The 11,864-nt window shown below is 72.3% G+C and carries 11 protein-coding genes; 7 read left to right on the top strand and 4 right to left on the bottom strand.

Going from position 1 to position 11,864, the window contains the following annotated elements:
- The first annotated feature begins 26 nt into the window (after positions 1–26).
- Entirely contained in the window at positions 27–1,679 is a 1,653-nt protein-coding gene (locus FHX45_RS01305; protein WP_167096203.1) for an amidohydrolase family protein, read from the top strand.
- Between the two features lies 1 nt (position 1,680).
- Here the strand turns inward: FHX45_RS01305 and FHX45_RS01310 are convergent, their stop codons facing one another.
- The 3 genes from FHX45_RS01310 to FHX45_RS01320 form a co-directional block, all read right to left on the bottom strand.
- Positions 1,681–2,793: a DUF1015 family protein gene (locus tag FHX45_RS01310; protein WP_167096204.1), complete on the bottom strand. Its 1,113-nt coding sequence runs from the start codon at positions 2,791–2,793 to the stop codon at positions 1,681–1,683.
- Between the two features lie 23 nt (positions 2,794–2,816).
- A complete protein-coding gene (locus tag FHX45_RS01315) occupies positions 2,817–3,617 on the bottom strand; it encodes an alpha/beta fold hydrolase (RefSeq protein ID WP_167096205.1) in 801 nt (266 codons plus the stop codon).
- A 97-nt stretch (positions 3,618–3,714) separates the two neighbouring features.
- Positions 3,715–4,755 (bottom strand): AraC family transcriptional regulator, encoded by a 1,041-nt coding sequence (locus FHX45_RS01320; RefSeq protein WP_167096206.1) that lies wholly within the window; start codon positions 4,753–4,755, stop codon positions 3,715–3,717.
- A gap of 117 nt (positions 4,756–4,872) precedes the next feature.
- Here FHX45_RS01320 and FHX45_RS01325 point away from each other — a divergent pair, with 117 nt between their 5' ends.
- The 5 genes from FHX45_RS01325 to FHX45_RS01345 all read left to right on the top strand — a co-directional run bounded on the left by FHX45_RS01325 (position 4,873) and on the right by FHX45_RS01345 (position 10,259).
- Positions 4,873–6,357 (top strand): flavin-containing monooxygenase, encoded by a 1,485-nt coding sequence (locus FHX45_RS01325; protein ID WP_167096207.1) that lies wholly within the window; start codon positions 4,873–4,875, stop codon positions 6,355–6,357.
- Positions 6,354–8,078, top strand: a complete 1,725-nt coding sequence (locus tag FHX45_RS01330) for a GMC oxidoreductase (RefSeq protein ID WP_167096208.1) — start codon at positions 6,354–6,356, stop codon at positions 8,076–8,078. Before FHX45_RS01325 ends, FHX45_RS01330 begins: the two co-directional genes overlap by 4 nt.
- A 7-nt stretch (positions 8,079–8,085) precedes the next feature.
- A complete protein-coding gene (locus FHX45_RS01335) occupies positions 8,086–8,694 on the top strand; it encodes an acetoacetate decarboxylase family protein (RefSeq protein WP_167096209.1) in 609 nt (202 codons plus the stop codon).
- A 384-nt stretch (positions 8,695–9,078) separates the two neighbouring features.
- Positions 9,079–9,363, top strand: coding sequence for a hypothetical protein (locus FHX45_RS01340; RefSeq protein ID WP_424923783.1), 285 nt, complete (start codon positions 9,079–9,081; stop codon positions 9,361–9,363).
- A gap of 491 nt (positions 9,364–9,854) precedes the next feature.
- Positions 9,855–10,259, top strand: coding sequence for a hypothetical protein (locus tag FHX45_RS01345; RefSeq protein ID WP_341771301.1), 405 nt, complete (start codon positions 9,855–9,857; stop codon positions 10,257–10,259).
- 303 nt (positions 10,260–10,562) lie between these two features.
- Here FHX45_RS01345 and FHX45_RS01350 read toward each other — a convergent pair whose 3' ends face one another.
- The gene (locus FHX45_RS01350) at positions 10,563–10,877 is read right to left on the bottom strand and encodes an antibiotic biosynthesis monooxygenase family protein (RefSeq protein ID WP_167096211.1); all 315 of its coding nucleotides are present in this window, start codon (positions 10,875–10,877) and stop codon (positions 10,563–10,565) included.
- Positions 10,878–11,216: 339 nt separating this feature from the next.
- Between FHX45_RS01350 and FHX45_RS01355 the strand changes: the two genes are divergently transcribed.
- The gene (locus tag FHX45_RS01355) at positions 11,217–11,864 is read left to right on the top strand and encodes a response regulator (protein ID WP_167096212.1); all 648 of its coding nucleotides are present in this window, start codon (positions 11,217–11,219) and stop codon (positions 11,862–11,864) included.

Below are 11,864 nucleotides of genomic sequence, written 5' to 3' on the forward strand. Positions count from 1 at the left end.
AACGGCCCCGACCGGAAGGATCCGCTGTGCTCGATCTCCTGGTGCGCGACGTACGTGCGCTGACCGTGTCCGACGACCGTCCCCGGGCGCACGCCGTGGGCGTGCTGCACGGGCGGATCGTCGGCCTCGACGAGGAGGTTGAGGGGCTGGCCGCCCGGACCGTGATCGACGGCGGTGGCGCGGTGCTCACGCCCGGGTTCGCCGACGCGCACAACCACATGGTCTGGTACGGCCTGTCACTGGCCGAGATCGACCTGTCGGTCTGCCGCACCCTGGACGAGCTCTACGACACCGTCGCCGCGCGCGCCGCGCAACTGCCCGCCGACGCCTGGGTGATCGGCTCGAAGTACGACGACTTCGTCCTCGGCGGCCACCCCGACCGCGCCGCGCTGGACCGCGCCGGCGGCGGCCGTCCGGTGTGGCTCAAGCACCGGTCGGCGCACATGTGCACGGTCAGCTCCGCGATCCTGCAGCAGGCCGGGGTGCTCGATGCCGCGGTGCGCGTGCCCGAGGGCGGGGTGGTCGCCCGTGACGACGACGGCGTCCCGACCGGGCTGCTCGCCGAGCAGGCACAGCAGCTGGTGGATGCGCTGGTCAAGCCCTACCCGGTGGAGGAGCTGGCGGCCGCGATCGAGCGGGCCGCGAAGGTGTACGTCACGGAGGGCCTGACCTCGGTGACCGAGGCCGGGATCGGCGGCGGCTGGATCGGCCACAGCCCGGCCGAGGCGTCGGCCTACCAGCTCGCGCGTGCCCGCGGCGCCCTGCCGGTGCGGGTCGAGCTGATGCCGGCCAGCGAGGTGCTGCACCCCCTCGGTGGCAACCCCGCCGACACCGGGTCGATCGGGGTGGATCTGGGCCTGCGCAGCGGGTTCGGTGACGAGTTCCTCCGGCTCGGCCCGATGAAGATCTTCACCGACGGCGCGCTGAGCAGCCGGACCGCCGCCCTGACCGAGCCGTTCTGCTCGCACGGCGGCCTCGGTGTGCTGCAGGACGACCCGAAGGTGCTGCGCGACACCATCGTCGCCGCCCACCGCAGCGGCTGGCGGGTCGCCGCGCACGCGATCGGCGACCGGGCCATCGATCTGACGCTGGACGCGTTCGAGGAGGCCCAGCGGGTGCTCCCGCGCCCGGACGTGCGGCACCGCATCGAGCACGCCGCCATGGTGCGGCCCGACCAGCTGCCGCGGCTGGTCGCGCTGGGGGTGGTGCCGGTACCGCAGGCGCGGTTCCTGTACGAGATCGGCGACACCATGGCCGAGGCGCTCGGCGCGTCCCGGGTGCCGTGGTTGTACCGCCAGAAGTCGCTGGTGGCGGCCGGGCTGCGGGTGCCGGGCAGTTCCGACCGGCCGTGTGTCGGGGTCGGCGCCCCGCTGGCGGGGCTGCGCTCGATGGTGGAGCGCACGACCAGCGCGGGCGTGGTCCTCAGCCCGGACGAGCGGGTCGACGGGACGGAGGCGCTGCGCGCCTACACCGCGCACCCGGCGTGGGCGTCGCACCAGGAGCACGAGCGGGGCCGGCTCGCGCCCGGGCTGTGGGCGGACATGGTGCTGCTCGACGACGACCCGACCACCGTGCCGAGCGCGCGGATCAGCGAGATCGGCGTCCTGGCCACCTTCGTCGGCGGCCGGTGCGTGCACGGCGCCGGGAACGTGCGGGCCGACGGCCCGGTGCCGGCCTGACTCATCCCCCCAGCGCGGCGAGCAGCAGCCCGCTGCGTGGCTTCGGGGTGAAGTAGGTGCTCTTGCGCGGCATGCGGCGGCCCTGCGCGTGCGCGGTGAGCACTTCGGACAGTGGCACGGGCGCCAGCCGCAGCACGGCGTCCGTGCCCGGCCCCGGCGGGTGGCCTGCGGGCAGAGGGTGCACGTGCGGGCCTTCCGGGTCGAGCCCGAGTGTCTTGGCGAGCAACAGGTTCTCCACCACGGCGTGGTCGGGTTCGCCCGGCGGCAGCTCGACCAGCAGGGTGCCGCCGCGGCCCGTCACGACCGTGCTGCCCGGCACCGGGGTGTCCACATCGGACGCTTCCCGGACGGTCAGGCCGGCCCGCCGCCAGACCCGCGCCAGCGCGGCCACGGTCAGCCCGGTACCGCTGATCGTCCGGTGGATCGCGCCGATCCGCAGGTCCGGGCCGGCGGTCACCAGCGCCAGCAGGGGACTGCCCGCCTCGGCCGCCGCCGCGACGCGGTGGTTGCCGTCGGCGACGAGCAGGGGAGCGGCGCGCACGGCGGCGAGCAGCCGGTCCTGCTCCACGCCGGGACCGGTCAGCCACAGCCGGTGCGTGCGGCCGCCGCCGGTCACCTCCACGGCGGGCGCGCCCCGCGCCGCGCCCAGGGCCGCCGCGGTGAGCTCGTCGCCGGACACCGGCACCAGCATCGCCGCGCTCGTCGCGCAGCCGAGCGCCCGCAGCGCGGCCGCCCGCTCGGCGACGACACCGGTGTAGACCTCTTCACCGTGCCGGATCCGGGCGCCGACCGCGGACGGGTCGACCAGGCACAGCACTCCCGCCGCGGTCCCGTCCGGCCCGCTGATCCGGTACGGCGCGACGACGTCCCGCACCGGCCGGTAGTCCCGGGCCCGCAACCGGTCCAGCATCGCCCGCGCGGCCGGCAGGGACTCCTCCAGCGACCGGCCGCCCGGCAGCCGGTGCGGGTGCTGCACCGCCAGCAGCGAGTCGCCGGGGTCCGCCGCCAGCGCCGCCGCGATCTCCACCGGGTCGGCGAACTCGTCCACGTCCGGCCCGGCGGGCGGCGCGTCGAGGACCCATCCGGTGCCGATCGGGCGTGCCCAGTCCGTCATGCCCCGATCCTGCCGGACGGGGCTCAGCACGCCGCCGGCAGTTCCTCGGTGCCGGCGCCGGCGCGCGCCCAGCGGGCCAGCCGCGGCGCCGCGGCCACGTAGAAGTCCGGGTCCAGTCCCATTCCGGTGTGCGAGCTGCGCACCTCCACGCATTCGGCGTACGGGTCCAGGCACAGCTGCCACGGCGCGATCGCGTCGGCGCGCGAGTACACCGCCAGCGCGGGAACCTCCCGCGGCAGGGGCGCGGCGAGGGCCTTGATGTTCGCGTCGTAGCAGGGGCCGGTGAAGCAGTCGGTGTCCATCAGCCCGGGAATGCCCAAAGTGGACAGCCGGGCGAGGAGGCGGGCCACGCGCACCACCTTCGGGTGCGCGCCCAGCGGGTCGAGCACCGGGCTGCCGAGCATCACCAGGCCGCGCACCAGATCCGGGCGGCGGATCGCGGCCAGCCGCGCCAGCCAGCCGCCGCGGCTCTGCCCGAGGAGGACGACGCGACGACCGGTGTCGGTGGCGTGCTGTTCGAGCCGGGCGACGAGCCGGTCGACCAGTGCGGTGGTGCAGCCGACGTTGAACCCGATCCGGGCCCCGGCCGGGCGGTAGCCGCGCGCTTTCAGCCAGGCCCCGGCCAGCGTCATGCTGCGGTCGCCGAAGCCGAAACCCGGCACCAGCAGCACACCGAGCCCGGCGCCCTCCCGCGGATCGTGCGGCCGCCAGATCGGATGCCGCACCAGCCGCGGGATGTCCAGCATCGCCAGCAGCAGGTGTTCGCGTGTCGCCATGCGGATGGTGTCGCCCGCCGCGCGCGCGGGCTGGAGCAGCGTGATCATGTGCGGCCTCCTCGCGAGCTGAAGAGGCCCTTGATCTACCCGGAATTCCGCTGTTGACACCTCGAACCGCGCCGATGGGCCGGCGTCGGACGCGAAGTCAGTGGCGCGTCCCGCTCCGCAGGTACCGCGCGGGGGTGGTCCCGGTCCAGCGGCGGAACGCGTAGATGAAGCTGGACGCCTCCGCGTATCCCAGCCGCAGGGCCACGTCTTCCACCGTCAGTGCGCCGGTCGCGAGCATTTCCTCGGCCAGGGTCTGGCGGACCTCGTCGAGCAGCCCGCGGAAACTGGTGCCGGCGTCCTCCAGGCGCCGCCGCAGGGTCCGTGTGCTGATGTTGAACTCGAGCGCCACCTCGTCCATGGTCACCGTGCCGCCGACGCGGATCAGCTTGTCCCGCACCTGATGCGCGATGCCGGAACGGGCGCGTCGGCGGCTGACCAGGTCACGGCACTGCGCCTCGCACAGGGCGACCGTGTGCTCGCTGGCCTGCGGCAGTGGCTGCCCGAGGGCGGCGGGATCGAGGGTGACCAGGTGCGCCGGCGCGTCGAAGCCCGGGTGGATACCGAACACCTCCGCGTACCCCGCGGGATCCGGCGGCCCGGGGAAGGGAAAGTCCACACTGCGCAGGTGCAGACCACTCGGCAGCAGGTCGTGCAGCACGGTGTGGATCGCACTGGCGTCGCGCTCCAGCAGGAACCGGCGCACGTCGTGCGGAAGGCCGTCGTCGCGCAGCCGGAACCGCAGCTCGTCCTCGGCCAGTTCGACGACCGGCAGGCAGAAGATGAAGCTGAGGTCGAGGTAGCGCAACGCGAAGCCGATCGCGTCGCGCAGGGTCGGGCTGCTGATGCAGGCGAACCCGAACACGCCGAAGGTCGTGACCCGGTAGCGCACCCCGGCGTCCAGCCCCAGGCCCGGCGGGTTTCCGAGCTCCCGCACGAGGTTGCGCGCCACGGCCAGCTCCTGGTGCGCGTCCACCTGCGCCGCCGGGTCGTCCAGCCGGGCCGGGGACAGCCCGGTCCCGCGCAGCAGGGCCTCCCGGGACACTCCGCGTTCGGCGCCGAACCGCACGAGCAACGCCGCGCTCGCGATACCCCGGGGGAAGTTCCAGTCGCGCACGGCGACGGGCAGCAGCTCAGCCATGGCCGGAAGTATGCACCCGGGGTGTCCGGAACTCTCGATTTCCTGGCCGCTGGTCTCTGGGGTTCCGCGCACCGAGCACCCTACTGTGGAGTAGCACCACCGGCACCGAGGAGCAGCATGGTATCGACCACCACCGGCCGACGGCCGTCCGTCCTGATCATCGGTGCCGGTTTCGGCGGCCTCGCCGTCGCGACCGAACTGGTCCGCGCCGGGTTCGCGGACTTCACCATCCTGGAGCGGGCGGAGGAGATCGGCGGCGTGTGGCGGGCCAACACCTATCCCGGTGCGGGCTGCGACATCCCGTCGCCGCTGTACTCGTTCTCGCACCGGCCGAACCCGGACTGGCCGAGGCGGTTCTCCCTCCAGCCCGCCATCAAGCGTTACCTGGAGGACGTGGCCCGCGAGTACGGCGTGACCGACCGGATCCGCTTCGGCACCGGCGTCGCCTCCGCCGAGTTCGACGAGAGCTCCCGGCGGTGGCGCGTGCACACCGAGGCGGGTGAGGTGATCGAGGCCGACGTGCTGGTCCCGGCCGTGGGCCAGCTGTCCCGCCCGGCGATCCCCGAGATCGCCGGCCGCGACTCCTTCCGCGGCCCGGCCTTCCACTCGGCGAACTGGGACCACGACTGCGACCCGGCGGGCAAGCGCATCGCGGTGATCGGCACCGGTGCCAGCGCGGTCCAGTTCGTGCCGCACCTGCAGCGGGTCGCGAAGCAGGTGACGGTGTTCCAGCGGTCCGCGCCGTGGGTGGTGCCGAAGAACGACGTGGCCTATTCGCGGTGGCAGCGCCGGCTGTTCCGGCGCCTGCCGGTGACCCAGAAGATCGAGCGGCTGCGCATCTGGCTGGTGTGCGAGCTGCTGTCGCTCGGGCTCGTCGACGTGCCGCTCGTGCGGTGGTTCCTCGGCCGGCTCGGCACCCGGCACCTGGCCCGGCAGGTACCGGACCCGCAGCTGCGGGACAAACTCACGCCGGACTACCCGCCCGGCTGCAAGCGGGCGCTGTTCTCCAACGACTACTACCCGGCCCTGACCCGGCCGAACGTGACCGTGGCGACCGAGAAGATCGTGGAGATCCTCCCCGCGGGTGTGCGCACCGCCGACGGCGTGGTGCACGAGGCGGACGTGCTGGTCTACGGCACCGGGTTCCACGCGACCGACTTCCTGGTCCCGATGACGGTCCGCGGGCGCGGCGGCATCGATCTGGCGCAGCGGTGGCGGGACGGCGCCTGGGCCTACCTCGGCATGACGGTTCCGGGTTTTCCCAACCTGTTCCTCGCCTACGGCCCGAACACCAACCTCGGCGGGAACTCGATCGTGTTCATGCTCGAGTCGCAGGCGCGCTACATCGTCCAGGCGGTCCGGGCGCTGGCGAGCCGGCCGGGGGCCGCGCTCGACGTCAAGCCGGAGGTGGCCGCCCGGTTCGACAGCGTGCTGCAGCGGCGGCTGGCCCGCTCGGTGTGGACCCGCTGCGCCAGCTGGTACCGGACCGAGACGGGCCGGATCGTCAACAACTGGCCGGGCACGGTCACCCGGTACCGGCGGCGGACGCGGAGACTGGACCTGCGCGACTACCGGGCGCTCACCGGCGAGGAGGCGGCATGACCGGCGAGCCGGACTACGACGTGGTGGTGATCGGCTCGGGGTTCGGGGGCAGCGTCAGCGCGCTGCGCCTGACCGAGAAGGGCTACCGGGTGGGGGTGCTGGAGGCGGGACGGCGGTTCGCCGACCACGAGTTCGCCAGGACGTCCTGGCGGCTGCGCCGGTACCTGTGGGCTCCGGCGCTGGGCTGCTTCGGCATCCAGCGGCTGACGTTGCTGCGCGACACCTTCGTGCTGAGCGGGGCCGGGGTCGGCGGTGGCTCACTGGTCTACGCCAACACCCTCTACGAGCCGCCGCCCGCGTTCTACGCGGACCGCCAGTGGGCGCACATCACCGACTGGCGCGCCGAGCTGGCGCCGTACTACGACCAGGCCAAGCGGATGCTCGGTGTCACCGCCTACCCCGGCACCTCCCGCGCCGACCGGGTGCTGCGCGAGGTGGCCGAGGACATGGGCATCGCGCACACGGTGCGGCCCGCCCCGGTCGGGGTGCTGTTCGCCACCGGCGGCCTGCGGCCCGGCCAGGAGGTGCCGGACCCGTTCTTCGGCGGCGCCGGCCCGCCGCGCCGGACGTGCACGCACTGCGGCGAATGCATGACGGGCTGCCGGCACGGCGCGAAGAACACCCTGGTCAAGAACTACCTGCACCTCGCCGAGCTGGCCGGGGCGCGGGTGCACCCGCTGACCACGGTGGTGGACGTCCGCCCGCGGCCCGGCGGCGGGTACGAGGTCGGCACCGTTCGCACCGGCTCGCGCCGGCACCGCCGGACGTTCACCTGCGAGCAGGTGGTGTTCGCCGCATCCGCGCTGGGCACGCAGCGGCTGCTGCACCGGCTGCGTGACTGCGGCTCGCTGCCGGAGCTGTCGCACCGGCTGGGGCACCTGTCGCGCACCAACTCGGAGGCGATCCTCGCGGTGCGGTCGCGGGACCGGCGCGCCGCCTACACCGACGGCGTGGCGATCACCTCCTCGATGCACCCCGACGACGTCACCCACATCGAACCCGTGCGGTACGGCAAGGGCAGCAACCTGATGAGCCTGCTCGCCACCGTGCTCGTCGACGGCACTGACGGACCCGACGGCACCGATGGCCGCGGGCGGCAGCGACGGTGGGTGCGGGGCCTGCGGGAACTCGCCCGGCACTGGCGTGAGCTGCCGCGCCTGCACAACCCGCGCCGGTGGTCGGAGCAGATGGTCGGCCTGCTGGTGATGCAGAGCGTGGACAACTCCGTCACCACCTACACGCGCCGCGGGTTGTTCGGTCGCCGGATGACCACCCGGCAGGGCGATGGTGCGCCGAACCCGGCGTGGATCCCGCACGGCCACGAGGTGGCCCGCCGCGTGGCGGAGAAGATCGACGGCGTGCCCCAGGGCGCCTGGACCGACTTCGCGAACATCCCGCTCACCGGGCACTTCATCGGTGGCTGCCCGATCGGGGACGCACCGGAGACCGGCGTGGTGGACCCTTACCAGCGCCTCTACGGCCATCCCGGGCTGCACGTGGTGGACGGCTCGGCGATCTCGGCGAACCTCGGCGTCAACCCGTCGCTGACGATCACCGCCCAGGCCGAGCGCGCGCTCGCGCTGTGGCCCAACAAGGGCGAGGCCGACCGGCGTCCCCCGCTGGGCGAGCCCTACGTCCGGCTGGACCCGGTCGCCCCGCGCACCCCTGTCGTCCCGGCGGCCGCGCCCGGTGCGTTGCGCCTGCCCGTCACCCCGATCTGAGGTCCCGATGGTTGATCCGGCCGGATACCCGCCCGAACCCTGGCACCTGCGTGGCCGGATGCACGCCTCCGTCTGGTGCGTCCCCGCCGCCGAACTGCCCGCGCTGCCGCCCGGGGTGCGCCCGCTGACCGTCGCGGGGCGCGCGTTCGTGATCGCCGCGTGGGCCGGCTACCAGCCACCCGGTGTGCTGTCCTACCGGGAGCTGATGGTCACCGTGGTGGTGCGGGGCCTGCCGTCGGTGACGATTCCGCACATCTGGGTGGACAGTCCGGTGTCCCTGGCCGGCGGCCGGGCCCTGTGGCACATCCCGAAGGAACTCGCCGAGTTCACGCTGGCCGACGAGCCGCACTTCACCGCAACGGCCCACGCGGACGGGAACCTGCTGGCGGGCGCGGAGTTCACCCGCCGCCGCACGGTGCCCGTCCGGCTTCCCGTGGCGTTCTCCGTGCGGCAACGCGGTCCCCGGCGCAGCCGGGTGCGGGTGACCGCCCGGCTGGGGGTGGCGCGTGCGGCCTGGCGGGTCGGCGCGAGCGGTCCACTGGCGTTCCTGGCCGGCCGCCGGCCGGTGATCAGCCTGGTCGCCCGCGACTTCCGGATGCGCTTCGGCGGCGCCTGACACCCAGGTGATCCGCGGGTACTTCACACCGGCGGGTTAAATTCATGATCGAATGCGCTGACGGTGCGTGGTCGCGGTGGTACCGCATCAGGCGCGTTTCGCCGCGGCACATCGCGCTGTCACGCACAGTGATAACGCTCTGTGAAGTAGGCGCGCACGGAAACTACCGGATCATCGCAGCGCACGACACGTGTGGGTTGGAAAAGGCCGATCCGCACGGAATGAAACGTCGTTCGTCCGGGTGATCGCGCGGTGGGCTCGAAATCGTCGCCGGGCGGCGCCGGCGGGCTGCTAGCGTCTGCCGTGCTCGTGACGGGACTCCCGTCGGGGCAGAACTGCAAGCGAGTCGATGGGAATCACAAGGTGCTCAAGAAGTCTGCAATTGTGGCGGCTGTCGCGGCCGGTTTCGTGATGATCGGTTCCCCGGCCTTCGCGGCCCAGGGTGCGTGGGACGAGGGCGGCGACACCGGTCAGGTCGGCCTGGTCAACGTCGACGACGTCCTCAACGACAACAACGTCGGCGCCTGCCACAACAACGTCAACGTCCTCGGCGTCCAGGTGGCCGACGCGCTGAACGGCGCCGGCCTGTCCGTTCCGGTGCTGTCCGGTGTCTCGCACGCCCACCAGGGCGAGGCCCCGGACACCTGCATCGCCGACGCCGAGAACTGATCCGGCCGCACGCCGGACCGGCCCGGTCCGGCTGATCAGGGGCGCGGGTGGGAATCACTGGTACTGATTCCCACCCGCGCCCGCTGTTGTCCGAGTGACAACGACGCACACCCGCATCCGAATCGGAGGCGGGTGTTTTGTCGTGCGCGCCTTTTCCGCACGTTGGGGCCGGCCGGGTGTGCCGATTGCCGGGAGACCGCCGGGATTTCGTGAAACGGACGGGAATGACTCGCCGGTACGTCACACGGCCGGGCTAATTGCCGGCTCACCTTCCTTCACCCGCCGTATCTGCTTCTCTACCTGATCGGAGGGTTTAGTGGCGGCCGGCCCGACCCGTTCGGGGCGGGATAACCGTCGGTGAAAACTCCGGGACAGGTGTGGAGTGGATAACCGCAGCACACCGCGTATGCGGGTGCGGAACACCCGGTGAGGTGCTGGTGAAACGTCGATCGACCGGGTGATGCCGGAACACGCGCCGATTTGCTTTCGACGTGCCCGTGCTGCTGATAATGTCTGCCGTGCTCGCGACGGAAGTCACGTCACGGCGAAACTGTAGTCGAGTCGATGGGGAATATAAGGTGCTCAAGAAGTCCGTAATTGTCGCCGCTGCTGCGGCCGGTTTCATGATGATCGGTTCCCCGGCCTTCGCCGCCCAGGGCGGCGGATGGGGTCACCACCACGGCGGCGGCGACACCGGTCAGATCGGTCTGATCAACGTCGACGACGTCCTCAACGACAACAACGTCGGCGTCTGCCACAACAACGTCAACGTCCTGGGTGTCCAGGTGGCCGACGCCCTCAACGGCGTGGGCCTGAATATCCCGATCCTGACCGGTGCGGCCCAGCAGGAAGCCGGCTCCGCCCCGGACACCTGCATCGCCGAGGTCGAGAACTGAGGCCGGATCCCGGACGGGGTTCCGCGCCGGAACGACTCTGATCCGGCCGAGAGTCCCGGCGGTCCGACTGCACTCCGGATGGCCCGGGACGGTTTTCTGGGTGAGAGCCGGCCGGATCGGAAAATGCGGGAACGGACGGGAACTACTGGTACTAGTTCCCGTCCGTGCCCGGTGTTCTTCGGGTAGTACGACGACAGGCACCCGTATTCGCATCGCGAATGCGGGTGTTTGCCGTGTCCGCGATTCTAGCGGCGTACCGGTGGTGGTGCGACCGCGTGACGGGCTGCGGTCAGCCGCTGCCACTCACGGTCGTTGAAACTCCACCACGACGTCGTAGAGGGCCGGGTTCGGGGAAACGGCGCCCGGCACTCCGCGCATCGCCGCCCGGAAGCCGGGTTCGGCGGTGGCGGCTTCCCACGCCTCGGCACTGTCCCAGTGCGCGACGTTGACGAGCTGGAAGCGGGTGTCCGGGAGCTGGGCCCGGTGCAACCGCGAGTCCCGGAATCCCGGCGCGTCCCGCATGAGCTTCGCGCGTTCCCGCCACTGCTCGACGAACGCGTCCACCTCGTCGGCGGGCAGCTCGATGACGTTGATGAAGGTGACACCTTTTTCAACCATGAATGAATTCTGGGACCTCGACCGCGGTGGAGGTCAAGAGGGCGGCCGGGATGTCCGCAACATCACCTCCCGGCGGCACCGCGGGCAGGTGATTCGTGTCTCCGCCGGATGGCGGGACGGGTTAGCGCTCCGCCGCCCGGGGTAGCCGGTTGACGAAGGGCTTCCGGCGGTGTGCGCGGCACCGCACCCGACGAACGCAAAGCAGGGGTAGGCACCATGTTGTGGCTGATGTTGTTAGTTCCGGTCGTGATCCTGATCAGCACGGTGAGCATGCAGAAGTTCGAGGCCGTGATGCTGGAGACCGACCCGCTGCGCGACCGCGACCGGTATCGATGAGCCATGGTCCGGGTGTTCCTCGTCGACGACCACGAGGTGGTCCGGCGCGGCGTCGCTGACGTCGTCGGGGCGGAGGCGGACCTGGAGGTGGCGGGCGAGGCGTCGACGGCGGGGGAGGCGCTGGCCCGCATTCCGGCGGTGCGGCCCGACGTCGCGGTGCTCGACCTGCGGCTGCCGGACGGCAACGGCATCGAGCTGTGCCGGGAGCTGTGTTCCCGCATGCCGGAGCTCCGTTGCCTGATGCTGACCTCCTACACCGACGAGCAGGCCATGCTCGACGCCATCCTCGCCGGCGCGCGCGGGTACGTCGTCAAGGACGTGCGCGGCATGGAGCTGGTGTCCGCGGTGCGCCAGGTCGGCGCCGGGAAGTCCTTGCTGGACAACCGGGCCGCTGCGGCGCTGATGGCCCGGCTGCGGAACGAGCCCGCCGTGCCGCGGGCCGTGGCCGGGTTGTCGGACCGGGAACGGGCGCTGCTCGACCTGATCGGGGAAGGCCTGACCAACCGGCAGATCGCCGAGCGGATGTTCCTGGCCGAGAAGACCGTGAAGAACTACGTCTCCCGGTTGCTGCACAAGCTGGGCATGCAGCGGCGTACGCAGGCTGCGGTGCTGGCCACGAGCCTGCGCCGGGAAGTGCCGGGCCGCCGCTGA

It is taken from the genome of Amycolatopsis granulosa (assembly GCF_011758745.1).
GTDB lineage: Bacteria > Actinomycetota > Actinomycetes > Mycobacteriales > Pseudonocardiaceae > Amycolatopsis_E > Amycolatopsis_E granulosa.

Coding starts and splice junctions, on each gene's coding strand:
- FHX45_RS01310 (WP_167096204.1), bottom strand. CDS start 2,793: ATGACGGACTGGGCACGCCCGATCGGCACCGGATGGGTCCTCGACGCG.
- FHX45_RS01315 (WP_167096205.1), bottom strand. CDS start 3,617: ATGATCACGCTGCTCCAGCCCGCGCGCGCGGCGGGCGACACCATCCGC.
- FHX45_RS01320 (WP_167096206.1), bottom strand. CDS start 4,755: ATGGCTGAGCTGCTGCCCGTCGCCGTGCGCGACTGGAACTTCCCCCGG.
- FHX45_RS01325 (WP_167096207.1), top strand. CDS start 4,873: ATGGTATCGACCACCACCGGCCGACGGCCGTCCGTCCTGATCATCGGT.
- FHX45_RS01330 (WP_167096208.1), top strand. CDS start 6,354: ATGACCGGCGAGCCGGACTACGACGTGGTGGTGATCGGCTCGGGGTTC.
- FHX45_RS01335 (WP_167096209.1), top strand. CDS start 8,086: ATGGTTGATCCGGCCGGATACCCGCCCGAACCCTGGCACCTGCGTGGC.
- FHX45_RS01350 (WP_167096211.1), bottom strand. CDS start 10,877: ATGGTTGAAAAAGGTGTCACCTTCATCAACGTCATCGAGCTGCCCGCC.
- FHX45_RS01355 (WP_167096212.1), top strand. CDS start 11,217: ATGGTCCGGGTGTTCCTCGTCGACGACCACGAGGTGGTCCGGCGCGGC.